Raw genomic sequence first — 24,058 nt, forward strand, 5'->3', positions numbered from 1 at the left:
CGACGGCGGCACCCGGCCGCCCTCCGAGGCTTAGAAATGGGTGAAGGTCAGGCCGAGCTTGTAGGTCGGGCCGTATTCTTCGTATTGGCCGTTGTAGGAGCGCTGGCCGGTGTAGACGAAGTACGACTCGTCGGTGAGGTTTTGCGCCTCGAAGCTCAGTTGCAGGTTTTTCGTCATCGAGTAACGCGCGCTGAAATCGACGAAGGTCTGCGCATCGACGTGCAGGTCGTGGGCCTTGTCGCTGATCGAAGCCAGTTCATAGAGGTAGTCGGATTTGTAGTTGGCCGACAGGCGCAGGCTGACCTTGTCGTTCTCCCAGCCGAGCATCAGGTTGCCAACCGTGTCGGACTGGCTCGGCAGATCGATGCTGCGTTTACGGTTGGTGCCACTGGCGGCATCGAAGCCTTTTATTTCCGCGTCGGAACGACTGAACGTGGTGTTGGCCCCCAGCAACAGACCGTTCCACGGTGCCGGCAACCAGTCGAATTTTTGCGAGTACGCCAGCTCCAGGCCGTAGAGTTTGGCGCTGTCGCCGTTGGCAAAAGTGTGCGCTTCGGAGAAGTCCGTCCAGGCGCCCGTGCCGGCCACGTCAGTGTTGTAGACGAAGTTCTTGATGTCTTTGTAGAACACAAACGCCGACACCGTGCCGGCATGGCCCATGAAGTGCTCGATACCGAGGTCGAGGTTGCTCGACTCCAGCGGTTTCAGCTCGGGGTTGCCGAACGTCGCCTCATCACCATCAATGACAAAGCCCGGCGCCAGTTGGCCGAAGGTCGGACGCACCACTGCCTTGGTCCACGCCGCACGTACCTGGGTGTTTTTGTCCAGTTGATAGCGCGCATGCAGGCCCGGCAGCCAGTGGTGATAGCTGCGCTTGGTCTCGGTGGGCTCGAAGTCGCCGTCGGTGGCGCCGGTGCCTTTGGCTTCGAACTCGGTGCCCTCGTAACGCAGGCCGGCAATGAAACGCCAGTCATCGATGTCGACGGTGTTCATCAGGTAACCGGCGTTGATGTCCTCGCTCATCTTGAAGTCGTTGACGGTTGATTCGACCGGGTCATAGAAGTCGTCGCGGTTCAGCCCGCCGATCAGGTTCTTGATCGCACTGCCACTGATACCCGGCCCGAACCGGCCCAGTCGATAATCCACCGAGCCCTTGGCGAAGCGGCTGAGGTTGAGTTGATCGTCGCTGAAACCGAGGTCATCGAAGTCTTCATAGACCCAGGCGTCGAGGTCGTTGTCCTTGTTGCGGCGGCTGACTTTGCCGCCAAACTTGACCTGCGACGCGTAGCCGCTCAAGTCATAGTCACGGGCCAGATCCAGGCGCAGGTTTTTCTCGGTGTCCTGGGTGTTCTGCTTTTCCCAGTCGACCTTGTCGAGGCTGAAGTTATTGGCGTCGTAGAAGCCCTGGCCGATGATCGGACGCGGTTTGTCGTTGCTGTAAAAACCGCTGTCGGCGAAATCGTCATTGCCAGCGAACTCCGCGTTGGCGATGTGCCCGGGACTGTCTTCGCTGGAGCGGCTGTAGCCGGCCTGACCGCTGAGCGTCCACAGACCGATCATGCGTTCGCCACCGAACACGTACGACTGGATTTCCTGGGTTTCTTCGCGCTGCTTGAGTTTGCGTTTGCCTTCAGCGTCGCCCAGTACGCCGGCGGCTTGCGGGTCGGCAAACTCGATGCTGGTCGAATTGCGCGTTTCGCTGTCCTTGTAGCGGCTGTACAGCGTGCGCAGGTAATAGCTGCTGAGATCGTCGGGTTTGTAATCGAAGTTCAGACCGCCGCCAGTGCGTTCGCGACTGATGTCGTAGTCACGTTGTTCGAACTCTTCCAGTTGCGCGCCACGGGCGAAATCCCAGGCGCCACCGGTTTCGACGTTGTCCGAACCGAAATCACGCTTCTGCCAACTCAATGCGGCCGCGACACCGAAGTTGTCGATGCCATCGCCCAGGCTGAACCGGTCGCTGACCGCCCCGGAGAACTTGGGACTGGTCTGATGGGTGTTCTTGTCGTAACTGGCCTCGGTGCCGCCGGTGTAGAACAGCCCTTTGTGATCGAACGCCGACAGGCTTTTGACATCGACCGTACCGCCCAGCGAGTTGGCATCCATGTCCGGGGTCAGGGTCTTGATGACCGACAGCGACTGCACCAGCTCCGAAGGCAACACGTCGAGGGCCACGGCACGGCGTTCGCTTTCCGGCGACGGCACAAGCGTGCCGTTGATGGTCACGCTGTTCAGATCCGGCCCCAGTCCGCGCACGCTGACAAAACGCCCTTCGCCCTGATCGCGTTCTACACTGACACCGGGCATGCGCTGCGCCGCTTCGGCGACGTTCTCATCGGGCAACTGCGCCATGCCGTCGGCATGTACCACGCTTTTGATGCTGTCGGAACGACGCTGCTCCTTGAGCGCCGAGTCGATACTCGCGGCCTGGCCAACCACTTCAACGTGTTCGACATTGGCAGTGGCATCGGCTGCGTGCAGCTGCTCGCTGGCCACCGCAATGGCCAAAGCGGTCAAGGTGAAACTGAAGAGCCCGACGGTGCCGCTGCGCGGATAGCTGCTGCGCTGGTACATGTGTGTCCTCCCCCAAAGAATCGGTCAGACCAGGCAAGTGGCCCGGCAACTGGAAGGGCAAGCTAGGGCTGACGCATGACGCTTCTGTGACAGGGTGAGCGGCTGAGCCCTGTAAACCGGGCATTTGCCGGGATTAGTCAGTGCAAATGAGCTGAAATGACCTCATCGCCCCACCGCCAAACCTGTGGGAGCGAGCTTGCTCGCGAAGACGGCGGCACATTCGACATCAATGCTGACTGAACTATCGCCTTCGCGAGCAGGCTCGCTCCCACAGGGTCGGTGGCGTTTTTTAGATAAAACTCACGCCACGATGAGCTGATTCGACCTCCCCCGACCGTCACCCGGCTGTCACAAACATCTGCTGTGCTGGCGCGCATTGCTTCTTCGCCAAAGGATCGCGGCCATGTTCTCAGTGCTCAAACCCCATCGCTGGAAACTCGCGGCACTGCTGCTGGCAGCCAACCTCGGTTTGCTGTTGCATCTGGCGTGCGGGAATCTCAAACCGGTCAGCGAATGGGTCTGGCTGGACATCATCGGCGAAGGTGGCTCGGCGCTGCTGGCGCTGGTCTGGCTGGGGCTGGTGCTGAAAAGCCGCCCGGCCGGACGGGTCACCAATTACCTGGCGCTGGGGCTGAGTTGCATCTTCTTTTCCTGGTGGATTGACAGCCTCGATGAGTTCATTCGCCTGCCCGACAGCATCACCTGGGATCACTGGCTGGAGTCAGGCCCGATGCCGGTGGGCATGGTGCTGCTGACCATCGGCATCTATCACTGGCACCGTGAGCAACTGGCGATCAGCGCACAAATGGAGAAACGCGAGCGACTGTTCCGCGAGCATCGGCTGTTCGACAAACTCACCCCGCTGGGTGGCGCCGATTATCTGAAACGGCAACTGGCCGACAGCCTCGGCGAGAGTATCGCCCAGCAACAACCGCTGTCTTTGCTGGTGCTGGATCTGGATAACTTCGCCGCGATCAATCAGGCCTACGGGCATGCCGAAGGTGATGCCGTGCTGCAAGCCCTCAGCCATTTGCTGCTGCTCAACCTGCGCCGTCAGGATCTGCTCTGTCGCCTGGCCGGCGACCGCTTTGTGGTGCTGCTGCCCAATACCGGCGAACGTCAGGCGCAACTGCTCGCGCAAGAACTGCAGATCGCCGTGCAAGCGCTGGCGCACAAAACCCGTCAACACGGCGAGCGCCTGCAACTGGCGGCCAGCACGGCGGCCGTCATGGCCCTCGACGAGACGCCCGAAGCGCTGCTCAAGCGCTTGAACCTGGCACTGGCACGCGCCAAGTCGCCCTTGGCCAAAACTGCCTGAGGCCGACCATGACCGTCAAAACCAACTGGTACGAGAGCGACAGCCGTTTCATTCCCGGGCATTACCAGCCGGCGACGCTGATCGACCTGGCGCTGTCGCGTGACATCGACAGCCATCGTTTGCTGCGCGGCACGGGGTTGTTTCATGAAGACATTCTGGCGGGGCAGACTCGCCTCAGCCCGCAGCAGTTTCTCGCTCTGATCGGTAACAGCCGGCGCTTGCTCGACGCCGATGACAGCAGTTTCCTCTTCGGCCAACGCTTGCTGCCCGGCCATTACGGTGCGGCCAGCCATGCCTTGCGCCACGCACAAAACCTGCATCAGGCGCTCGACACACTGGTGCAGCAACAGGCCTTGCTCAGCCCGTTGATGACACCGCGTCTGTTGCTCGATGACAGTTTTGCCTACGTGTACTGGCTGGACAGTTGCGGCGCCGGCGAGCAATGGCGTTTTCTGCTGGAAGCCGGCATGACGTCGCTGATCGCCATGAGTCAGTGGCTCAGCGGACAGCGCCTGCCGTGGGAATGCAGCTTCAGCCACGCCGAGCCGCGTTATGTCGAACAGTATTGGGTGCATCTGGGCGAGCACACGCAGTTCAAACGACCGCTGGACTTGATGCGCATCCCGAGGGAATTTCTCGCCCGACCGTGGCCCGGCGCCTCCGCCACGGCCGGCCAGGTCGCCCGCCAGGAAGCCATGCGACAGATCGAGCAATTGGGATTTGCTGCCAGCTTCACTGATTGCCTCTACCGTCACTTGCAGGATCACGTCCGTCAGCCACCCAGCCTGGAACAGGCTGCGCAGGCATTTGCCATGAGCCCGGCGACCTTCAAACGCAAACTGCAAAAGCACGACAGCGGTTTCCAGCAACAGGTGGATCTGGTGCGCAAACACGTGGCGCTGTACCTGTATCAGGTCAAAGGCATGAGCAACGACGAAGTGGCCGAGTACCTGAGCTTTACCGATGCAGCGAACTTTCGACGTTCGTTCAAACGCTGGACCGGCAGCACCCCGAACCTGATACGTCAGTTGTTCGGCAGTCATTGAGGCGATGGGCCGGCGTCACTGCTGTGGCGCCACAACCTTGAACTTGATGGCGATGTCCTTGGACACCACGGTGTCGGCCCATTCCCCTGCGCCGAGGCCAAACTCGTCGCGTTTGAGCAGCAGTTCTCCGTCGAAAATGCCGATGGCGTTGCCGGTTTTCAACTCCACCGGGGCTTCGACTTCTCGGCTGATGCCCTTGAGGGTCAATCGGCCAGTGATCCGATATTGGTTTTCGGAAACCTGCGTGAAACGACTTGACTCGAACACTGCCACGGGAAATTTAGCGGTGTCGAACCACGCTGGTTTCACCAGTTCGGTATTGGCGTCTTCGCTGCCGGCGTCGATGCTGGTGAGGTCGATGTGCAAGGTGGTATGGGCGCTGGCGAGGTTGTCGGTGTCAAAATCCAGCGTCGCGTCGAACTTGCCGAAGGTGCCATACATCCGCGAGCCCATCTGGTTGTAGGTGAAGCTGATCTGACTCGCGGTGGTGTTGACCCGCGAGTATTCGACCGCCTGCGCCGCAGGGATGGCGCACAGGCAAAACGCGGCAGCGAGCAGCAATCGGACAGACATGGAATTCTCCGGGCAGCGCTTGCCGTCGAGGGACTCGATTGACTTAAGCAAACAACCGGCCGTTACGCCAGTACGCCGCTCAAACGGCCATTTCACAGATTTATCTACCTACCCCGAACCTTCGGCAGCCCCTACAGAGATTAAACCAGTCGTTCAATCTTCTGATGCCGCCAGACCAGTTTGTAATACAGCGTCTGCAACACCAGCATTCCCAGGTAAGCCACCGGAAACGCCATCCACACACCTTGCAAACCAAACTGCCCGTCCAGCCAATAGGCCGCCGGTAATTGCACGCCCACCACACAGACAATAGCGATCACCACCGGCACCAGCACCGTGCCACTGGCGCGCATGATGCCGCCGATGATTGCCTGAAAGCCGAACACCAACAGGCTCCACAACATGATGTGCAACAGATGTTCAGCCATCGCCCGAGTCGAGTCTTCGGTCAGGAACAACCCGAGCAACCAGTGCGACAACAGATAACCCAGCACAATCAAGCCGCCGGTTAAACACACATTGATCAACAGACCGGTACGCAAAATCGGCCCCATTCGTTCCAGCCGTCCCGCGCCGATGGCCTGTGCGCCGAGGATCGAAGCAGTGATCGCAATCGACAACGCCGGGAATTGCACATAGTTGACGATCTGCGTCACCGCGCCATAAGCCGCCGTTGCTTGCGAGCCATGCTGGTTGACCAAGGCCAGGATCACCAATTCCGAAAGCGACAACACAATCATCTGCACGCCGGTCGGCAAACCGATGCGCAGGACTTTGCCAAGAATCACCCCGTCGAACCGCAGTGCCGCAAAAAACTCTCGGTCCGGCGCCAGTGGATGGTTCTTGCGAATCAACCGCCACGCCAGCCACGCCATCGCCGCCAGGTTACCCGCAAGCCCCGCATACGCTGCACTCTGAATCCCCAGTTGCGGCAAGCCGAACCAGCCCCGAATCAACGCTGGCGTCAGCGCCAGCCCGACACAGGTCGACACCACCAGCGCCAGCAACGGCGACACCGTATCGCTGACCCCGCACAACAACTGCGTGAACAGCACGAACACCAGCAGCGGCGGCAGAATCCACATCATTACGTGGGCATACGCCACCGCATCGTCGAGCACATCCGCCGGCGTTCCCAACCCCGTCAGCGCCTGCCGCGCAAACACACTGCCCAATACCGCCGCGACCAAACCAATCAGTACACCTAGAAGCAGCGTCGCCCCGGCAATCGCCTTGACCATATGCGGCTCACGCGCGCCCCACGCCTGGCCGATCAACACCCCCGCGCCCGCGCCGAGACCGATCACCAACGTGATAAAAAAGAACACCACAGGAAACATCCCCGACACCGCCGCCAGCGCCTGAGTGCCGAGCATCTGGCCGATGTAAATGCTGTTGACCGTGCCCGACATCGACTGCAGAAAGTTGGACAGCACCATCGGCGCCAAAAACAGCAGGTAGGTTTGCCAGAGGGGTTTGGTGACGCTGGGGGTTTGCATTGAATGGAGGTCCATCTCGACGACTGGAAGGCTGATGAAGGATAGCTTCGGTGAGTTGCGAGCGGGGCGCAATTAACATTTCAGATCACGTCATTGCTCAAACCGGCGCGATGCTTCGATGATCTGTCGTGATTTTCACCCTGTGGTGTCCAGCGTGTGTCATATCAGGACTCACCGCATCATTATTCGGCATTCTCGATCATCATCAATCATTGTGAAACCGATACACTTCCGACAATGATACTTCCAACGCTTTAGATGTAGTCGGCTCCCTGAGCACCAAGGCAAAATTATAAAAGACCGGGACCGCGGCATCCGTGGATCGCGCTATCTGCTTCATTACATGGTCAATAAGCGGCACCTTGCTCATTCCCGCCACCGAAATAATCAAGCGAAATTCCTCTCCCCTCTTGCATTTAACCCTTAATTCATTATCTATACGTTCAAGCACCTCGACCAATTCGACACCCTTTCCATGCATATCGCCAAACCAGTTCCTCTCAAGTGTGTCCATCTCGCTTTCACGACTGCTCTTTCTCTGCAGGGCAGATAATATTTCTCGCGAAGTAATATTACACTCAGAATCCATATCAATTTTACTGAGAAGATTGACAACCAAATCATTTATATTCTTCGCCGTCGGTATCTCTCCATTCATGTGGTGCGCCAACATACTCACTGCAAGAAACTTTGGCCCTGTACCACTTCCACCCCAAAAAAACGCACCCTGATTAGGAAAGAGATCCCGCCTCATTTCCAGGAGATGACCGTGCGGCCCCGTTGAGCTTCTGCACAAGACTATTCGCACCCCCTCCACAATTCGCAAGGAGTAAACAAAATCCGGTTGTTCTTCATGATGCAAGGTGGGCGTCGAATAAACCTTGAACAACTCCCGTACAAAGCGGGTGTTGCTCGCTATCTCTGTCCTTTGGATGCCCGCCTTCATCACTTGAGAAATATGCTTCCTACCCATATTTTTTTGCTTTTCGTAGAAACATTTCTTTGTCAACTTGAACCGGTAATACTCACCACAGGATGTAACGGCAAGTTCACGAACAATATCTTCCGCGACAAAAAAATAAGAGATATGTTCCCCTGCCAAATCATCGGTATGAAAAAAGCAAAAAAACTCGCTACGCGGCTTGCCTTCCGCGTCTAATACATACTTCTTATGTATGCTGACCCCATTCTTCTTCTCAAAGAATTTCGATTGAACGATGCCGAGCACTTCAATATACCTGGAACGCCCCCTTAGATCTTCAAGTGTAGTAGCGGGTAACTGTATGAGGAAATCAGCACCATCAATATCCACAGGTCTTTTCAAAACCCAAAACTCATCGGCCAGATAAGTTGATGTGCGATATTCGCCTTTATCCCGATTAGCGGACTGCCTTTGAATCTTTGTGCTAGTCATTCCTGACCCTTAATTCCTGAATACCCAGTAAAGCAACAAGCAATACATGAACCTGCGCCGTAGAAAAAGCAATGGAGCGGTGAGGCCTGAATCATGCCCGAGTTTGATAGCTCGATGCCATAATTGTGGAGTATTTCCCCTAGAACCACTCAATCGGCTATTGAGTATCCTGATGTCACAACGCCAACTACCATCAAGTTGTCAGTATTTCCGTAAGGAGAAGAGAATGCCTGCAGCCCCCCGACCACTTGAGTGGCTTGCTTTCACGTTCATCGTTTCAATCGCCAACACCGTCCAGGCGGACACGCCTGCCCATTCGCCAGCGGTAATACGACACTTGCTGGAAACATTGCAAGAACGCCTGAACATCGGCGATCTCGTTGCGTTGACCAAGTGGGACAGTGGCAAGCCGATCCAGGACAGCCCACGTGAAGCGCAGGTCATCGCCAATGCCCGCGCGCTGGCCAGCGAGCGCAAGCTCGATCCTGAAGAGGTGGCGCAGTTGCTTGCGGCGCAGATGGAGGCGAACAAACTCGTGCAGTACGGATTACTGGCGCAATGGCAAGCGGCCGGGGCTGCGCCGGATACGCCGCGGCCTGATCTGGGTAAACAGATTCGTCCGCGTCTGGATGAGCTGCAGAACCGGTTGCTGCAGCAGTACGCGGACTTCGCGCCTTATCGTCAGGATGCGAATTGCTCGGTGTGGTTGGCCAGGGCGCGCAGCGGTCTGGCCCATGATGCGTTGCATGAGTTGGCGCTGGTGCGTGCCACTGGCGAGTTGTGTGTTCGGGCGGTCAGCGTGCCTTGACCGGGGGGAAGGTCAAAAGATCGCAGCCTGCGGCAGCTCCTACATTGGATTTGTGTTGGGTTTGGTAACCATCAGTGGCGTCGATGTTCACCATCACGGCAATGAAGTTCTCATAAAAACTGCGCGGCGTAAGATCGGCTCCATACCCACCAACAACACCCCGGAGCACACGATCATGAAACGCCAAACCCTTCTCAGCATCGCTTTCTCGGTTTTCGCAGTTAACGCTTTTGCCGCAACCCCGACACACAGCACGGTCGCTGAAGGCGGCTCGGATCGGTTGATTGAAAGTCGTGTGGCCGAAGGTGGCTCCGATCGTCTGATCGATCGCCGTGTTGCTGAAGGTGGTTCCGATCGTCTGATCGAACGCCGTGTTGCCGAAGGTGGTTCCGATCGTCTGATCGAACGCCGTGTGGCTGAAGGTGGCTCCGATCGTCTGATCGATCGCCGTGTTGCTGAAGGTGGTTCCGATCGCCTGATCGATCGCCGCGTTGCATGAATCAATAGCCCTACGCAGTCCCCATAAAAAGCCCGGCCTGATCAGCCGGGCTTTTTTGCATTCAGCCGTCGCTTACTGCGCGGTTTTCAGCTTGACCACGTCACCGGAAATCTTGGTGGTGTAGCCAGTCAGGACCCATGCCCAGAACCAGTTTTCCTGGACTTGGGTGTTGATCATGGCGTCGCCGCCCTTGGCTTTGATCGCAGCGGTCTGCGCGCGGACGAAGCGGTTGTTCTGCTGAATCGGGATGACGCCGAACAGCAGCAGGCCGGTGGCGGTTGCTTCACTGTGGCCAACCACGGTGTATTGGCTGCTGTCGTATTGTTGGGTCTTCATCGGGGTGCCGGTGCAACCTGCCAGAACCACACCGAACAGTGCGGCGGCGACTACTTTGCTGAGGTATTTCACTGTAAAACTCCATATAGAAACGCCCGGGATCCATCTCTCGGACGGCGCACACTTTACCCAAGCAAGTGGCACTTTGGTATCAATCTGGACAAGTTTCATCGCGCGCTTCGCTGGCAACCGGTTGACGATGTCGCCTACCATTGCGCATCGCCAATAAAGACAGACATCGCCCATGCTCAAAGCCAGTCTGCGTATCCATCTCACCCTGTGGTTTGCCGGTCTATCCCTGTTGACGCTGTTGAGCGTGGGGTTTTATGTCGGCCATATCGCCACGCAACAGATGAAACAGGCCAGCGGTAATGCGCTGTTGAATACCGCCAGGTCGGCGGCGACCCTGCTGGGCGAGCAGTTGCGCGAACGCCAGCTTGAGGTTTATCTGCTCAGCCAGGCACCGCATCTGGAGCGCGGCGATCTGGACAACCCGGCGATTCTGAGGTCGATGCAACTGCGCGCCGAGGCCCGCACCGAGTATGCCTGGATGGGCGTGACCGATGCCGCGGGCCAAGTCCATCAAGCGGTGAATGGTTTGCTGGTGGGCCAATCGGTGCAGCAACGACCATGGTTTCAGGCTGGGTTGCGAGGTCAATACACCGGCGACCCACATGAAGCCGTACTGCTGGCCAAGATGTTACCGGCCCTGCCAAACGGCGAACCGCTGCGTTTCATCGATTTCGCCGCGCCGATCCACAATGCCGAAGGCCAGGTAATTGGTGTGCTGGGCGCCCATGCACACTGGAACTGGGTGACCCACATCGTTGAATCAGCGGCGTTTTCGCATAAAAACACGGCGCCGGACATCGAGGCGCTGATCATCGATCACGACGGCAAAGTGTTGTACCCCGAGGCCCTGATGGGCCAGCAATTGGCCACGAACGAATCAAAGGCGCCGGATTGGTCAGTCGGCAACGGTTACCTGACGGGCATGGTCACCGTGCCAACGCCATCGGGTACAGCTCTGTCGTGGTCAATTGCCTTGCGTCAACCACTGGAAACCGCGCTGCAACCGGCCCGCCTGCTGCTCTATGAATTGCTCATGCTGGGGGTGTTTGCGGCAGTGGTATTTGCCTTGGTGGCGTATTATCTGGCGCTGTACCTGAGCCGTCCGATCGAGCAGCTCGCCCGCTCGGCCAAGCAGGTTCAGGACAACCAGCCCGGCGCGCACTTCCCTCTTCAGCATCCGGTGCAGGAAATTGCCCAACTCGGCCAGTCAATTGATGCAATGACGCAATCGCTGCTCGGCAAGGAGCGCGAACTGCAGGAAGCCAATGCCTCGCTCGAAGCCACCGTGGCGCAACGCACCGCCGACCTCATGCAGGCCAACGCCGAACTGCTGAGCCTCGCGACTCACGATGCCCTGACCGGCGTTCACAACCGCCGCCGCTTCGACGAAAAACTCACTGAATACAGCCTGCTGTCGCGCCGCACCGGCCGCTCGTTTGCGCTGCTGTTGATCGACGCCGATCATTTCAAACGCATCAATGACACTCACGGCCATGCGGTGGGCGACGAAGTGCTGCAACAGTTGGCTCAATTGATTCAGAGTAGCCTGCGCACCACCGACTTCGTGGCACGTTACGGCGGTGAGGAGTTCGCCGTGTTGCTGCCGGAAATCAGCACGCCAGACACCCCGGAGGTGGTCGCCGAAAAGATTCGCGCAGCCGTCGCCGGCGCCGATTTTGCAAACGCCGGCCAAGTGACGGTCAGCATCGGTGTAGGCCTGGCAGATCCTGCGGACAACAAGCCCGGCAACCTGATCAAACGCGCCGATCAACTGCTTTATCAGGCAAAAGCGGCGGGTCGTAATCAGGTGGCCTGTAACCCAGGCGTTTCGGCGATTGCCCATCTGTAGAAGCTGTCGGCAACTTCTACAGTTAATCCGCAGACGCCGGATTATCGGCTCAGGTGTTGGTTTTGAGTTTGGTCCACAACCGCGTCGTCAACCGTGCAATCTTCGCCGGTAGTTCTTCCACGGTGAACAACTTTTCCATCACGCTCTTCGGCGGGTAGATCGCCGCATCTTGTTTCACGTCCGGATTGAGGAATTCATTGGCCGCTGCATTCGGGTTGGCGTAATGGATGCTGTTGCTGATGTTGGCGATCACTTTGGGTTCGAGCAGGTAGTTCATGTAGGCGTAGCCATTCTTTGCGTGCGGTGCGCTTTTGGGCATGACCATCATGTCGAACCACAATGTCGTGCCTTCGTCCGGGATCGAATAAGCGATGTTGATGCCGTTTTTCGCTTCCCGGGCACTGGCCGCTGCCTGGACGATGTCGCCGTTGAAACCGATCACCACGCAAATATCGCCGTTGGCCAGGTCACTGATGTACTTGGAGGCGTGGAAGTAGCGAATGTACGGGCGGATTTTCAATAAAGCCTGCTCAGCCTTTTTGTAATCGGCCGGTTCGTGGCTGTGCGACGGCAGGCCCAAGTAGTTGAGGGTGATCGGCAGCACCTGAGTCGGGTTATCAATGAACGCAACGCCGCACTGGCTCAACTTCTTGATGTTGTCTTCTTCAAACAACATCTTCCATGAGCGAGTGATATCGGTGTTGCCGAAGATCGCCTTGATCTTCTCGACGTTGTAACCAATGCCGGCGGTGCCCCACATGTAGGGATAGCCGTACTGGTTGCCGGGGTCGTTGACTTCAAGTTTGTGCATCAACAGCGGGTCGAGGTTTTTCCAGTTCGGCAGTTGCGACTTGTCCAGTTTCTGAATCGCCCCGGCCTTGATCAGGCGCGACAGAAAGTGGTTCGACGGGCTGACCACGTCATAACCGGTATTGCCGGTCATTAACTTCGACTCCAGCACCTCGTTACTGTCATGGATGTCGTAAGTGGTCTTGATGCCAGTGGACTGGGTGAAGTTGGCCAGAGTGTCCGGCGCGATGTAGCTGTTCCAGTTGGAGATGTTGACGGTTTCGTCGCCGTAAGTGGTCGTCGAACCGGCAGCGAGTACGATCGCTAGAGAAAGTGGCTGGATGCGCATGGTCTATCACCTGAGTTGAGTGGCTTTTGTTCTTGTTTGATAGGCGTAATTTCAGATCTCTGTTCTGGCCCTGACCGCCTCCACGCGCATGCGCAGCATGGCACCGATGTCGAAGAAGGGTCGCGGCGGCAACCAACCGGGCTCGGCCCGTTGCATGACCGATTGCAGCAGCAGTGAGTCAACGCCCGACGCCAATTCCGCCAGCAACCGACCCCACAATGTTCCGCGCGCCACGCCGGAACCATTGCAGCCGGCTACGGCAAACACGCCCTCTTCGACCCGATCAAAAAACGCCTGACCGCTGCGGCTCGCGCTCAAGTGACCGGTCCAGGTGTATTGAATGTCTTGCTCGCCGAGGAACGGAAAGCGCCGCTGCAAGCCACGAACGTGGTGCTGCCGGCGTAAAGCCAGTTCGCTGTTGGAAAGATCGCGCGTGCGGTATTCGGCGGTGTTGCGGATCATCACCCGGCGGTCCGGGGTCAGCCGCACCGTGGCGCCGAGCGGCCTCGTCGACAGCACGCCCCACGGCTCCACTGCGCCGATTGCCTGAAACTCCTGATCGCTGAGCGGCCGCGTGAGACTCGCACTGAGTTCCATCGGGAAGGTGGCGCTGTCGGCGATCCCGACCCGGGGAATAAACGCGTTCAGGCAGACCAGAATCTGCTTGGCATTGATGCTGCCATCAACGGTATTGGCTCGCAGCCGTCCCTGACTCAGGCGCTCGATACCGGTGATGTCAGTGTTCTCGTAAACCGTGATATTGCCCGGCAGTGCGTCGAGCAAACCTTTGACGTATTTGGCCGGTTGCAGCAACGCGTTGCCGTGTCCGCACCAGATCGCGGCTTGGTAGTGGCGAGTGCCAAGTTTTTGCGCCAGTGCCGCGCCTTGCAAAAACTCTGCGCGAGCACCGAGGGCGTGCAGTGTTGCCAGTTTGGCGTCGACGTGGTCGAGCTTGGCCCGGTCGCTGACGGCAAAGTAGTAGCCACTGTCACGAAAGTCGCAATCAATGGCATGGCGGGCAATGCGCTGACGCACTTCTTCGCTGGCCGCACGGGAAATCATCGTGTCGACTTCAAACCCGGCGAAGCCCGGAGCACCGATCAACTCGCTGTGCGCCGGATGCTCGTGCGCCACAACAAAACCCGAGTTGCGCGCCGAAGCACCCTGCGCCGCCCGTTGCCGATCGACCACCACGATGCGTGCCTGCGGGTGCATTTCAGCGAGGGTATGCGCGGCGCTGAGGCCGGTGATCCCGGCGCCAATCACCAGCCAATCGGCGCTTTGCGCGCCACGCAGGCGAGCGCGCTCCGGTGAGCTACCGGCTTGCGCGATCCAGCCACATACGTTTTCCATGCACCACCTCATTCGACTGTCGTACTGCGGCTTGCTTCTAAACAGAGGTCATGCGTGAATCGCATGCGCCGATGGAAAAATCTGCCGCCAGAGCTAGAATCTATAAGGTCTTTGCTTGACCGACCAACGCTATAAAATCATCGAAGCATTCTGAAAACGCATGGATAAAATTCGCCACGTTCCCTCGCTGCAAGCCATGCAGGCCTTGGTCGAAGTCGCCGATCGCGGCAGCTTCACCTTGGCGGCGCAGACGCTGTGCCTGACGCAAAGCGCGGTGAGCCGGCAAATCCAGCAGCTTGAAAGTCATTTCAATGTTGCGCTGTTCATCAGAACCAGCCGCAGCCTGCGCCTGACCCCGGAAGGTGAACACGTACTGGCCACCGCCCGCAGCATGCTTGAACAACTGAAAACCCTCGAAGAGCGCCTCGCCCCGCAGCAGCGTCCGTTTCGCATCCGCATGCATGTTTCATTGGCAGTGCGCTGGTTGCTGCCGAAACTCAGCGACTTCTATCTGAACCATCCCGAGGTGTCGCTGGCGATCGAAACGGTTGCCACCGAAGTAGTCGAACCGGGCAATGACTGCGACGCCTTCATCCTCTATCTGCCGCAGCCGTCCGACGATACGGATTGCCTGACGTTGTTTGAGGAAACACTGGTGCCGGTGTGTTCGCCTAATCTGGCAAATGCGCCCCGCTCGGTAGAAGAGTTGCTGCGTTTTGCCATGCTGCATCGCTCGGCGGATCGGCAGGCATGGATCGAATGGCTGGCGGCGAATGACGGAAAACCACTGGAAGATTACCGGCATATCCCGTTCAACCTGGATGAATTGGCACTGGACGCGGCGGCACGGGGGTTGGGTGTGGCGGTGACGGACATGACGCTGGCGGCGGAATCGATCGAGCGCGGGGTGTTGGTGGTGCCGTTTGGGGAGCCGCTTAAAACCGGCGGACTTTATGCGTTGTGTTTACAGCCAGCGGCGGCCTCGCATCCTGCAACCACGCTGATCATGCAATGGTTCATCACACAGGCCATCAACCCGATCTCCGTCTAGGCGCTCCCTACTTCGGGAAGGTCTGCAGGTACGCCAGCAGATTCTCGAGCTTCTCCTCATCACTCAGCCCCCAGAAAATCATCCGCGTACCGGGCACCACGCCCTTCGGATCTTTCAGATAAGCCTTCAGCGTTTCGTGATCCCAGGTCACCCCCGAACTCTTCATCGCATCCGAATACACATAGTTCGCCGAAGTCCCGGCCGGGCGGCCGATGATGCCGTTGAGTTCCGGGCCGAACCCCGGGCGGGCGGATTCGCCGACTTGATGGCAGCCACCGCACAGGCGCGGGAAGATTTTTGCGCCGGCCTCGGGATCGCCTGCTGCGTGGGCGGGTGCGCTGAGCAGGCCAGCGGTGAGTATCAAGGCGAGGGACAGTGAAGCGGTGTTTTTCATCGGGCGATCCAAAGCGATTTGATGCGATTGCGTCAAGGCTAACATTTTGTGGCGAGGGAGCTTGCTCCCTCGCCAACGGTTCTACAGGTAAGCGCCGACGACTTTTCTGACGGTAATCAAGGCTTGGCGCAACACGCTCATATCCACCGAACCCAACGCCAACCGAATCGCATGCGGTGTGTGCGTCGACACCGAAAACGGTTCGGCACTGGTGACAGATATCTGTTCGTGCATCAACTCCACGACAATCTGATCGGCGCGCACATCTTCCGGCAGCGGCAACCACAAGAAGTATGAGGATGGATGGGTGATGTAAGGCAGTCCCTTGAGCAACTCGGCGGCCAGTGCCTGCCGAGCCTTGGCGTCGTTGCGTTTTTGCTCTTCAAGCAGCGTGACCGTGCCGTCGTCGAGCCAGCTGCAAGCAATGGCCGTCATCACGCCGGGGGTGTTCCAAGTGGTGGCGCGGATGATGCGTTCCAGCGCCGGCACCTTGGCCACAGGCGCAGCGATGAAACCTACGCGCAAACCGGTGGCGATATTCTTGGAAAGTCCCGACACGTAAACGGTGCGCTCCGGCGCCATGTCGACCAACGCTGGTGGTGGGTTTTCCACCAGAAAGGCGTAGGCCGCGTCTTCAATGATCGTCAGATCATGCTGTCGAGCAATTGACACAAGTTGCTCGCGTTGTTCCGTCGGCATCACCCAACCCAGCGGATTGTGCAGGGTCGGCATGCTGTACACAGCGCGCACCGAGCGGCTGCGACAGAGTTTGTCCAGTGCCGCCAGATCCGGCCCGTGGTCACCCATCGGGATCGCCACCACTTCCAGATGCAGGGCTTCGGCCAGCACCTTGAACCCGGAATAGGTCAGCGCATCTGCCGCGATCACATCGCCCGGTTTGAGCAGCGCCATCAGCGTCACCGCCAGCCCTTGCTGGGCGCCGTTGACGATCAACACCTGCTCGGCCTCGACGCTCACACCGCGACTTAGCAGATGCCGCGCGACCGAGACCCGCTCATGTTGGCGGCCGGCGTGCGGTTGATAACGCAGCAGCGATTCCAGGTCACCGGACAACGCCAATTGCCGCAAGGCATTGCGCAACAGGTCAGCCTGACCGGGCAATGACGGATAGTTGAAATTGAGGTCGATCATGCCGACCGCCACATCCTTCTGATCAATGCCCTGCCCCGGCGCCAACGAGGTTTCGCGCACAAACGTGCCGCGTCCGGTTTCGCCACTGACCAGGCCCATCGCCTCAAGCTCCGCGTACACCCGCGAGGCTGTAACCAGCGCCAGCCCTTCGCTCGCGGCCAGTTGCCGGTGGGCCGGCAGTCGCGTGCCGGGCGCCAGACGTCCCGAGCGGATGTCCGCGGCATAAGTATCAACGAGGGTTTTGTAGCGGGAGCGCGGCATGTCCGGATGTATCCATGACAATTTTTTGATTGTGCTGATTCTGGCCCCTAGGATTCAACCAACGCAACCCCAATTCTGAGCGTGACTGTGTATGGAACGGACTTCAAATCTGGCTAAGCCGGCACTGGAAAAAACCAGTGGCTGGATCAACGGTTTTATCGGCGTGGTGATCTTCAGCGGCTCGCTGCCAGCCACGCGCCTGGCGGTGCTGGAGTTCGACCCGGTGTTTCTCACCGTGGCACGGGCGGCCATCGCCGGGGTATTGGCGGTGGGTCTGTTGTGGCTTTTTCGCGAGCGACGTCCGGCGCGGAGTCAGTGGCTCTCGCTGTTCATTGTCGCGATGGGCGTGGTGTTGGGTTTCCCGCTGCTGACCGCGTTGGCGTTGCAACACGTGACGTCGGCGCATTCGATTGTTTTCGTAGGATTGCTGCCACTGGCCACAGCGATCTTCGGTGTGCTGCGCGGCGGTGAGCGTCCGCGACCGGTGTTCTGGTTTTTCTCGATTCTTGGCAGCGCTCTGGTGGTTGGGTTCGCGCTATCCCAGGGACTGACCGCTTCGCCCACCGGTGACTTGTTGATGCTCGCGGCAATTCTGGCCTGCGGCCTCGGTTACGCCGAAGGCGCGAAGCTGTCGCGCACCCTCGGCGGCTGGCAGGTGATCTGCTGGGCGCTGGTGTTGTCCCTGCCGCTGATGGCGTTGCTGAGCCTGTCGCTGGCGCCCGCCTCGTTCAGCAACATCAGCCTCTCGGCATGGCTGTCTCTGGCCTACGTGTCGCTATTCAGCATGTTGATCGGATTCGTGTTCTGGTATCGCGGACTGGCGCAGGGCGGGATCGCGGCGGTTGGGCAGTTGCAGTTGCTGCAACCGTTTTTCGGCCTGGCGCTGGCGGCGACGTTGCTGCATGAACAAGTCAGCATCAGCATGCTTGCGGTGACATTGGGGGTGATTTTGTGTGTCGCCGGGGCGAAGAAGTTCGCCAAATAACGTTCAGATTCCGGCCTTCCACTCCCGAGGGCTGAGCCCGGTCTTGCGGCGAAAAGCCCGGGCCAGCGCCGAAGGGCTTTCGTAGCCAACCTCTTCGGCAATCAACGCAATCGGCCGGCCCTCGCGCAGACGTTTCTGCGCCAGACTGACCCGCCAGCTCAGCAGATAATCACCCGGTGTCTGCCCGACAACACGGTGAAACTGCTCGGCAAATCCGGCGCGAGACAGGTTGGCAGCCGCCGCCAGATCGGCCACGCTCCAAGGCTTTTCGGGCTGCTCATGCATGAGATTCAAGGCGCGGGACAGGCGCGGATCGGCCAGCCCGGCCATCATTCCAGGTGCTTGATCACGACTGCTGATGAGGTGGCGCAACAGCAGAATCACCAATAATTCGAACAACCGATCCATCACCGCCACGCGTCCGCAATGACCTTCGTAGGCTTCTTTGAACAGCCATTCCAGTTTGCTGGCCAACTCTGGAATCTCGGTGAGTTTGAGCACCAGATAATCCGGCAGCGCCGCCGCCAATGCATTGCCCGAACCGCCGTCAAACGTCAGCGTCGCGCAGACCAGTTTCGTCTCCATGGACGTGTCGGCCACCATGCGGTGGGCAAAGGGGCCGGGAAAGAAAATCAGCGACGGCTGATCGAGTCGGATCTCGGGTTCATTGCCCGGTTTGAGCAGCAACTCACCCGACTGCAACAGATGCACGTACCCACTCGGCTCGCCCTCATGAACACCGACGCCGCAAAAGTCGCCGCTGTGAAAGGTACCGGCATGTACACCGAAATGGCTGAGCAACGTGGAAAGGCGATCCATGGACGACTCCCGAGCGAATATCTGGACGATCTGCCGCATATCCTCGACGATTTGACGCCAAAGCACCACAAGCGCTGATTAACATCATCTCCATCGCCGGTGCACTTCGCACCGGATCTTCGGAGAATCACTATGAGCCGCATCAACGCCATCAGCCTCGAATCCGCCACCGACACCACCCGCCCGGTACTGGAAGGCGTGAAAAAGAAAATCGGCTTCCTGCCCAATCTTTTCACCACCCTGGCCAAGGCGCCGGTAGCGCTTGAGACCTACGTACAAGCCTCGGCGATCCTCGGTAAAACCTCGCTGAGCGCCAAGGAGAAAGAAGCGGTTTACCTCGCAACGTCGCAGGTCAACGGTTGCGATTATTGCCTGGCGGCGCACACCCTGTTTGCCGGTAAGGCCGGGCTGTCGGCACAAGACATCGTCGCGGCACGTGAGGGCGAACTCAACGCCTACGCCGCCCTCGCCCAGCAACTCACGCAAAGCCGTGGCCACTTAAACGACGAACAAATCGCCGCCGCCCGCGCTGCCGGAATCGACGACGTGAAAATCATTGAAGTGATTGCCCTGGTCGCCGTGCAAACGCTGACCAACTACCTGAACAACGTGGCGCTGACCGAAATCGATTTCCCGGCGATCTAAACCTTGGCCGCACACAAAATCCTGTGAGAGCTGGCTTGCCAGCGATAGCGGTGGGTCAGTCGACATCAATATCGAATGCACCCACCTCATCGCTGGCAAGCCAGCTTCCACAGGGTATCGCGGGTGGGCCGCGAGCTTGAGTCGCTCACTCCTAAAGCAAAGCAAAGCAAAACAACACACCGACCCGCTTCGCTTCTCACCACTCAACACAATGAGCGTTAGCTCGAGTGCAGCTCTTGATCTAGAAGGCCCGTCGGCAGCCTTCGTTCCGGGATTTATCCGGGGGTGGGAGTGTAGCGACCGTTCGACGAAGACGAACACATCGAGAGGAGGTGCAGCGAAGCAAACCGCAGGCGACTGCGCCTGGATCGATCACGGAGCGAAGGAACCCGAGCCACAGCGAGGGCCGTACGTCAGGGTAAAGCCTTTTGGGTTACCTTTTCGGCGTTTGGAAAAGGTGACCCGCCGTAAGGGCGGAACCCTAATCAGCCCTACCCGCAGCAACGGATATGCCCCCCTCAATCGTGATCAACGCCACCGCGCTTAAGCAACTTCTTACAGCGCTCCGACAAATGAAACACCTGCAAATGCTTACCCGCCTTCGCATAACGCTCGCGCAAAGTTTTCAGCGCGGCGATGGCGGAATAATCAACAAAACTCAAATGCTGGCAATCAAGCGTAACCCGCGCCGGATCATTGGCCGGATCAAACCTGTTGAGGAACGGCGTGGTCGAAGCGAAAAAAAGCGTCCCGTGCAATCGATAAAGTTTGCTGCCGTCGGCCTCCAGATGCTCATCGGCATACAACTCGCGAGCCTGCTGCCAGGCAAAATTCAGCGCGGCGATGATAATGCCGCACAGCACGGCAGTGGCCAGGTCGGTGAACACGGTAATAGTGGTCACGGCGATAATCACCAACACATCGTTGAGCGGCACTTTATTCACCACCCGTAACGAAGCCCATGCGAAGGTCTGCTGCGACACCACAAACATCACGCCGACCAGCGCCGCCAACGGAATACGCTCGATCAGTGGCGACAGAAACAGGATAAACAGCAGAATAAGCACGCCGGCCACCACACCGGACAAACGCCCGCGACCGCCGGAACTGAGGTTGATCACGGTCTGGCCGATCATCGCGCAACCGCCCATACCGCCGAATGCGCCCGAGACCATGTTCGCCGCGCCGAGCGCCACGCACTCGCGATCCGGGTAGCCACGGGTTTCGGTGATTTCGTCGGTAAGGTTCAGCGTCAGCAGGGTTTCCAGCAAACCGACCAGCGCCATCAGAATCGCGTACGGCGCGATGATGCCCAGGGTTTGCAGGTTCCACGGAATGTCCGGCAAGGCAAAGGTCGGCAGGCCGCCGGCAATGTGCGCCATGTCGCCGAGGGTGCGGGTCGGCAGGCCGAACAGATAAACCAGCAGACCCACGCCAAGAATCGCCACCAGCGCCGGCGGCACTGCGCGGGTCAGGCGCGGCAGGATGTAGACGATGGCCATGGTCAGCGCCACCAGCCCGGTCATCAGGTACAGCGGCGTACCGCTGAGCCAGTTTTCACCGCTTTTGAAATGTTCCAGTTGCGCCAGCGCAATGATGATCGCCAGGCCGTTGACGAAGCCGAGCATCACCGGGTGCGGCACCATGCGTACCAGTTTGCCCAGGCGCAGCAGCCCGAACGCCATCATGATCAAACCGCCCAGTAACACGGTCGCCAGCAGATATTGCACGCCGTGCTGCACCACCAGCGCCACGATCACCACCGCCATCGAACCCGCCGCACCGGAGACCATCCCCGGGCGACCGCCAAACAATGCCGTCAGCGTACAAATGATGAAAGCGCCATACAGGCCTATCAACGGATTGAGGTGGGCCACCAGCGCGAACGCAATGCATTCGGGCAACAGGGCAAACGAGGTGGTGAGTCCGGCCAGGACATCGGCGCGCAGACGGATCGGTTTCATGGCTTACCTGACTGAGCGGCCGCCGGGCACGGCCGCGGATTTACTGAAAAGAGTGCAGCGGATAAAGAGGGTTGCGGATGTTACGGAATTGTCCGGCGTCGAGCCAGCAATACGCTGACACATGTTGACCCGCGATTTATGCTGGTGCGCTCTTTTACGCAACGAGTCCAAACATGTCTGCATTTCTGACCGCCCGCAAGGTTTGCCAGCGACTGCGCGAGGCGGCGCTGGGCGTACTGTCGCTCAGTTGCGAGGCACGCACCGAGGCCGGGCTGGTCACGGTCGATATCGACGGCTGGCGCCTTGTGCTGGATTCTGAAGGTGAACGGTTGCACCACTGTGAATACGCCTGCAATGCCGATGGCGATGAAGGCGCGCTCGATAGCTGGCGGCGCTTCGGCACCGATCCGGTGAGCCTGCTCAGTACCTGGGAATTGGCGCAGCTCGAACGGTTGCTGATCGAATAGCCCTGCGTTTCAAACAAATGATCGATCCAGCGTCGCGCTGGCCGAAAAAAGTCAGGGCATAAAATCCACGGGGAGATCCTGGTGGCTTTTCATGCGTTCATTCCAGGCTTGCAGGGCGTCAGGCAAGCGCGATTTCCACTGCGGCGCGTTGGTGTAATAGCGCAGGCGCGCTTGGCCTTTGGCATCGTAAACCTGCAGCAATATCCAGAAACGAGCCTCGGTTGAACGCATCACGATGCCTGTACCGCCCAGGCCGCGCATCCACATTTCCATGACCTGACTGCCTGGCACATCGGTTGATGGCTCAGCGGTCATCAATGAGCCGGATAATTCCACCAGCTTTTGGTAATCGTCCTTGAGCAGTGTGCGCAGGGCCTGATTTTCCTTCGGCGTACGCGCCAGGCCAAGGCTGAGCATGTCGTAGTCCAGCGTCAACGGCTGCTGCGAGGCGACAAAACGACCGGTGTAATACACGCCCATCCCAGCGCTGCAATAGCCGCCCGCCTCGACTTGCGAAATATCCAGCACGCCGTTGATGGGCGTGAAGCTCAGGGTGCATTCGTCTTCTGCGTATAGGGCGTTACCGTCCTTAAGTGTGGCGACGCCATCCAGATCACCGGAGTTCGCCCCCTCACCCGCTGTGATACCGAAGCTGATGTGCGTGGCATCAAGCTGTTTGGTGATCACCGTCGCGGATGTGGAAGTGCCGGGCGGAATGAGTTGCCAGGTCGCGTCCCAACTGAAGGGCTGAACGGCGTGTTCGAGTTCGGCCAGGCGCATCACGTACTGTCGGCGCAAACAGGCCGCCGAGTCGCCACAGGCGTTGCGACTCTTTAGCCATTGACGTTGATCTGTCTTGAGGGCTTTGGGGTCGGCGACTTTGGCCAGCGTCGACCGCCAGCGCTCCGCCAGTTTCTCGTCGAGCCCTGAAAGGTAAGGGTCTGCACAAATGGCTTTCTCAGTTTTGCTGCTGGCGCTGGCGCAATCAAAACTGCTGGCGTGGACGACAGGCGTAAATGCGAAATATGTCAGCAATAAAGCGTGACGGGGTGTGAAAGACAACATCGAGAGATTCCATTCTTCAGGCGGCGGGCAGTATGCCAGCGCTGTACCCGGAAATCCTCGAAATGGACTGCGGTCATGGGCATCCGCACGTCACAGTGGGAGCGAGCTTGCTCGCGAAGGCGTCCAGTCAGGCGATAATATTCTGGATGACACTCCGCTTTCGCGAGCAAGCTCGCTCCCACAGTAAAACGGGCTAAAACTGGATTTCTGCGGCAGGTTTTACATCGATCCGCGCCACCGAGCCGGTCAGGTGCGCCAGATCCTTGTTGTGTTCGCCGATGATGTCTTCGGCGCTCATGTTGCCGTTATCGACGGTGGAATGGGCGTCGGCCGCAAGTACCACGTCGTAACCCAATTGATGGGCCTGGCGCACGGTGGCGTTGACGCAATAATCGGTTTGCAGGCCGCAGATCACCAAGCGCTCGAAATCTTCGCTCGGCAGCAGTTTGCGCAGGTCGGTCTGGTAGAACGAATCCCGGGTGGTTTTGCGAACGCGCAGATCTTTCGGGGCAGTCTCAAGCGATTCTGCCAATTGCCAGCCTTCGGCACCGTGGGCCAGCGGGCTGTCATTTTCTTCATGCTGAATCAACACCACCGGCACGCCGGCCTTGCGCGCGCGGTTGCTGAGGTTGTTGATGGTGTCGATTACGCGGTGGATGTCGTGGCATTGGTATTCACCCGAGCACAGGGCGCGCTGGACGTCGATGATCAGTAATGCGGTGGTCATGATGAGCCTTCCTTGATCAGTCCTTGAAACAGAGGCGGACGTGAGCCCG

General features: G+C 58.8%; 22 protein-coding genes. 9 read left to right on the plus strand and 13 right to left on the minus strand.

Annotated elements, in window-relative coordinates; genetic code table 11:
- Nucleotides 1-30: 30 nt before the first annotated feature.
- Nucleotides 31-2,574, minus strand: coding sequence for a TonB-dependent receptor (locus ACIQVE_RS03095; protein WP_402804407.1), 2,544 nt, complete (start codon nt 2,572-2,574; stop codon nt 31-33).
- Between the two features lie 403 nt (nt 2,575-2,977).
- On the opposite strand from ACIQVE_RS03095, the gene ACIQVE_RS03100 reads away from it, so the two are divergent.
- Together ACIQVE_RS03100 and ACIQVE_RS03105 are read left to right on the plus strand one after the other, a co-directional pair.
- Entirely contained in the window at nt 2,978-3,892 is a 915-nt protein-coding gene (locus ACIQVE_RS03100) for a GGDEF domain-containing protein (protein WP_402804409.1), read from the plus strand.
- 8 nt (nt 3,893-3,900) lie between these two features.
- The gene (locus tag ACIQVE_RS03105) at nt 3,901-4,938 is read left to right on the plus strand and encodes an AraC family transcriptional regulator ligand-binding domain-containing protein (protein WP_402804411.1); all 1,038 of its coding nucleotides are present in this window, start codon (nt 3,901-3,903) and stop codon (nt 4,936-4,938) included.
- Nucleotides 4,939-4,953: 15 nt separating this feature from the next.
- Here ACIQVE_RS03105 and ACIQVE_RS03110 read toward each other — a convergent pair whose 3' ends face one another.
- The 3 genes from ACIQVE_RS03110 to ACIQVE_RS03120 all read right to left on the minus strand — a co-directional run bounded on the left by ACIQVE_RS03110 (nt 4,954) and on the right by ACIQVE_RS03120 (nt 8,424).
- Entirely contained in the window at nt 4,954-5,511 is a 558-nt protein-coding gene (locus tag ACIQVE_RS03110) for a YceI family protein (protein ID WP_402804413.1), read from the minus strand.
- 140 nt (nt 5,512-5,651) lie between these two features.
- The gene (locus ACIQVE_RS03115) at nt 5,652-7,010 is read right to left on the minus strand and encodes an MATE family efflux transporter (RefSeq protein WP_402804415.1); all 1,359 of its coding nucleotides are present in this window, start codon (nt 7,008-7,010) and stop codon (nt 5,652-5,654) included.
- Between the two features lie 205 nt (nt 7,011-7,215).
- The gene (locus ACIQVE_RS03120) at nt 7,216-8,424 is read right to left on the minus strand and encodes a hypothetical protein (RefSeq protein ID WP_402804417.1); all 1,209 of its coding nucleotides are present in this window, start codon (nt 8,422-8,424) and stop codon (nt 7,216-7,218) included.
- A gap of 226 nt (nt 8,425-8,650) precedes the next feature.
- On the opposite strand from ACIQVE_RS03120, the gene ACIQVE_RS03125 reads away from it, so the two are divergent.
- Together ACIQVE_RS03125 and ACIQVE_RS03130 are read left to right on the plus strand one after the other, a co-directional pair.
- Nucleotides 8,651-9,232, plus strand: coding sequence for a chorismate mutase (locus ACIQVE_RS03125; protein WP_402804419.1), 582 nt, complete (start codon nt 8,651-8,653; stop codon nt 9,230-9,232).
- A 175-nt stretch (nt 9,233-9,407) separates the two neighbouring features.
- Nucleotides 9,408-9,731, plus strand: a complete 324-nt coding sequence (locus ACIQVE_RS03130) for a hypothetical protein (RefSeq protein ID WP_402804421.1) — start codon at nt 9,408-9,410, stop codon at nt 9,729-9,731.
- Nucleotides 9,732-9,803: 72 nt separating this feature from the next.
- Here the strand turns inward: ACIQVE_RS03130 and ACIQVE_RS03135 are convergent, their stop codons facing one another.
- Nucleotides 9,804-10,139, minus strand: coding sequence for a hypothetical protein (locus ACIQVE_RS03135; RefSeq protein WP_402804424.1), 336 nt, complete (start codon nt 10,137-10,139; stop codon nt 9,804-9,806).
- Between the two features lie 172 nt (nt 10,140-10,311).
- Between ACIQVE_RS03135 and ACIQVE_RS03140 the strand changes: the two genes are divergently transcribed.
- Complete coding sequence (locus ACIQVE_RS03140) at nt 10,312-11,988, plus strand: diguanylate cyclase (RefSeq protein WP_402804427.1); 1,677 nt, start codon at nt 10,312-10,314, stop codon at nt 11,986-11,988.
- A 49-nt stretch (nt 11,989-12,037) separates the two neighbouring features.
- Here the strand turns inward: ACIQVE_RS03140 and ACIQVE_RS03145 are convergent, their stop codons facing one another.
- Together ACIQVE_RS03145 and ACIQVE_RS03150 are read right to left on the minus strand one after the other, a co-directional pair.
- Nucleotides 12,038-13,126: a polyamine ABC transporter substrate-binding protein gene (locus tag ACIQVE_RS03145; protein WP_402804430.1), complete on the minus strand. Its 1,089-nt coding sequence runs from the start codon at nt 13,124-13,126 to the stop codon at nt 12,038-12,040.
- Nucleotides 13,127-13,177: 51 nt separating this feature from the next.
- On the minus strand, nt 13,178-14,479 hold the full coding sequence (locus ACIQVE_RS03150) for an NAD(P)/FAD-dependent oxidoreductase (protein WP_402804432.1): 1,302 nt from the start codon (nt 14,477-14,479) through the stop codon (nt 13,178-13,180).
- A gap of 160 nt (nt 14,480-14,639) precedes the next feature.
- Here ACIQVE_RS03150 and ACIQVE_RS03155 point away from each other — a divergent pair, with 160 nt between their 5' ends.
- Nucleotides 14,640-15,530 (plus strand): LysR family transcriptional regulator, encoded by an 891-nt coding sequence (locus ACIQVE_RS03155; protein WP_402804433.1) that lies wholly within the window; start codon nt 14,640-14,642, stop codon nt 15,528-15,530.
- A gap of 7 nt (nt 15,531-15,537) precedes the next feature.
- Here the strand turns inward: ACIQVE_RS03155 and ACIQVE_RS03160 are convergent, their stop codons facing one another.
- Both ACIQVE_RS03160 and ACIQVE_RS03165 read right to left on the minus strand, forming a co-directional pair.
- The gene (locus ACIQVE_RS03160) at nt 15,538-15,924 is read right to left on the minus strand and encodes a c-type cytochrome (protein ID WP_402804436.1); all 387 of its coding nucleotides are present in this window, start codon (nt 15,922-15,924) and stop codon (nt 15,538-15,540) included.
- An 81-nt stretch (nt 15,925-16,005) separates the two neighbouring features.
- Entirely contained in the window at nt 16,006-17,337 is a 1,332-nt protein-coding gene (locus tag ACIQVE_RS03165; protein WP_402804439.1) for a PLP-dependent aminotransferase family protein, read from the minus strand.
- A 91-nt stretch (nt 17,338-17,428) separates the two neighbouring features.
- On the opposite strand from ACIQVE_RS03165, the gene ACIQVE_RS03170 reads away from it, so the two are divergent.
- On the plus strand, nt 17,429-18,322 hold the full coding sequence (locus ACIQVE_RS03170) for a DMT family transporter (RefSeq protein WP_402804441.1): 894 nt from the start codon (nt 17,429-17,431) through the stop codon (nt 18,320-18,322).
- A 3-nt stretch (nt 18,323-18,325) separates the two neighbouring features.
- Here ACIQVE_RS03170 and ACIQVE_RS03175 read toward each other — a convergent pair whose 3' ends face one another.
- Nucleotides 18,326-19,141, minus strand: coding sequence for a cupin domain-containing protein (locus ACIQVE_RS03175; protein WP_402804444.1), 816 nt, complete (start codon nt 19,139-19,141; stop codon nt 18,326-18,328).
- A gap of 132 nt (nt 19,142-19,273) precedes the next feature.
- Between ACIQVE_RS03175 and ACIQVE_RS03180 the strand changes: the two genes are divergently transcribed.
- Nucleotides 19,274-19,786, plus strand: a complete 513-nt coding sequence (locus ACIQVE_RS03180; protein WP_402804447.1) for a carboxymuconolactone decarboxylase family protein — start codon at nt 19,274-19,276, stop codon at nt 19,784-19,786.
- A 518-nt stretch (nt 19,787-20,304) separates the two neighbouring features.
- Here the strand turns inward: ACIQVE_RS03180 and ACIQVE_RS03185 are convergent.
- Entirely contained in the window at nt 20,305-21,750 is a 1,446-nt protein-coding gene (locus ACIQVE_RS03185) for a SulP family inorganic anion transporter (protein WP_402804450.1), read from the minus strand.
- Between the two features lie 173 nt (nt 21,751-21,923).
- Here ACIQVE_RS03185 and ACIQVE_RS03190 point away from each other — a divergent pair, with 173 nt between their 5' ends.
- On the plus strand, nt 21,924-22,217 hold the full coding sequence (locus ACIQVE_RS03190; protein WP_402804452.1) for a hypothetical protein: 294 nt from the start codon (nt 21,924-21,926) through the stop codon (nt 22,215-22,217).
- Between the two features lie 51 nt (nt 22,218-22,268).
- On the opposite strand, the gene ACIQVE_RS03195 is transcribed toward ACIQVE_RS03190, so the two are convergent.
- Nucleotides 22,269-23,282, minus strand: coding sequence for a lysozyme inhibitor LprI family protein (locus tag ACIQVE_RS03195; protein ID WP_402804453.1), 1,014 nt, complete (start codon nt 23,280-23,282; stop codon nt 22,269-22,271).
- A gap of 193 nt (nt 23,283-23,475) precedes the next feature.
- Nucleotides 23,476-24,009, minus strand: coding sequence for a cysteine hydrolase family protein (locus tag ACIQVE_RS03200; RefSeq protein WP_402804455.1), 534 nt, complete (start codon nt 24,007-24,009; stop codon nt 23,476-23,478).
- Between the last annotated feature and the right edge of the window lie 49 nt (nt 24,010-24,058).

The sequence above is a fragment of the Pseudomonas sp. NPDC098747 genome (genome assembly GCF_044760045.1).
GTDB lineage: Bacteria > Pseudomonadota > Gammaproteobacteria > Pseudomonadales > Pseudomonadaceae > Aquipseudomonas.

Excerpts from the sequence above, each read along its gene's own strand:
- ACIQVE_RS03095 (WP_402804407.1), bottom strand. The coding sequence starts at position 2,574 with ATGTACCAGCGCAGCAGCTATCCGCGCAGCGGCACCGTCGGGCTCTTC.
- ACIQVE_RS03100 (WP_402804409.1), top strand. The coding sequence starts at position 2,978 with ATGTTCTCAGTGCTCAAACCCCATCGCTGGAAACTCGCGGCACTGCTG.
- ACIQVE_RS03105 (WP_402804411.1), top strand. The coding sequence starts at position 3,901 with ATGACCGTCAAAACCAACTGGTACGAGAGCGACAGCCGTTTCATTCCC.
- ACIQVE_RS03110 (WP_402804413.1), bottom strand. The coding sequence starts at position 5,511 with ATGTCTGTCCGATTGCTGCTCGCTGCCGCGTTTTGCCTGTGCGCCATC.
- ACIQVE_RS03115 (WP_402804415.1), bottom strand. The coding sequence starts at position 7,010 with ATGCAAACCCCCAGCGTCACCAAACCCCTCTGGCAAACCTACCTGCTG.
- ACIQVE_RS03120 (WP_402804417.1), bottom strand. The coding sequence starts at position 8,424 with ATGACTAGCACAAAGATTCAAAGGCAGTCCGCTAATCGGGATAAAGGC.
- ACIQVE_RS03125 (WP_402804419.1), top strand. The coding sequence starts at position 8,651 with ATGCCTGCAGCCCCCCGACCACTTGAGTGGCTTGCTTTCACGTTCATC.
- ACIQVE_RS03130 (WP_402804421.1), top strand. The coding sequence starts at position 9,408 with ATGAAACGCCAAACCCTTCTCAGCATCGCTTTCTCGGTTTTCGCAGTT.
- ACIQVE_RS03140 (WP_402804427.1), top strand. The coding sequence starts at position 10,312 with ATGCTCAAAGCCAGTCTGCGTATCCATCTCACCCTGTGGTTTGCCGGT.
- ACIQVE_RS03145 (WP_402804430.1), bottom strand. The coding sequence starts at position 13,126 with ATGCGCATCCAGCCACTTTCTCTAGCGATCGTACTCGCTGCCGGTTCG.
- ACIQVE_RS03150 (WP_402804432.1), bottom strand. The coding sequence starts at position 14,479 with ATGGAAAACGTATGTGGCTGGATCGCGCAAGCCGGTAGCTCACCGGAG.
- ACIQVE_RS03155 (WP_402804433.1), top strand. The coding sequence starts at position 14,640 with ATGGATAAAATTCGCCACGTTCCCTCGCTGCAAGCCATGCAGGCCTTG.
- ACIQVE_RS03160 (WP_402804436.1), bottom strand. The coding sequence starts at position 15,924 with ATGAAAAACACCGCTTCACTGTCCCTCGCCTTGATACTCACCGCTGGC.
- ACIQVE_RS03165 (WP_402804439.1), bottom strand. The coding sequence starts at position 17,337 with ATGCCGCGCTCCCGCTACAAAACCCTCGTTGATACTTATGCCGCGGAC.
- ACIQVE_RS03170 (WP_402804441.1), top strand. The coding sequence starts at position 17,429 with ATGGAACGGACTTCAAATCTGGCTAAGCCGGCACTGGAAAAAACCAGT.
- ACIQVE_RS03175 (WP_402804444.1), bottom strand. The coding sequence starts at position 19,141 with ATGGATCGCCTTTCCACGTTGCTCAGCCATTTCGGTGTACATGCCGGT.
- ACIQVE_RS03180 (WP_402804447.1), top strand. The coding sequence starts at position 19,274 with ATGAGCCGCATCAACGCCATCAGCCTCGAATCCGCCACCGACACCACC.
- ACIQVE_RS03185 (WP_402804450.1), bottom strand. The coding sequence starts at position 21,750 with ATGAAACCGATCCGTCTGCGCGCCGATGTCCTGGCCGGACTCACCACC.
- ACIQVE_RS03190 (WP_402804452.1), top strand. The coding sequence starts at position 21,924 with ATGTCTGCATTTCTGACCGCCCGCAAGGTTTGCCAGCGACTGCGCGAG.
- ACIQVE_RS03195 (WP_402804453.1), bottom strand. The coding sequence starts at position 23,282 with ATGTTGTCTTTCACACCCCGTCACGCTTTATTGCTGACATATTTCGCA.
- ACIQVE_RS03200 (WP_402804455.1), bottom strand. The coding sequence starts at position 24,009 with ATGACCACCGCATTACTGATCATCGACGTCCAGCGCGCCCTGTGCTCG.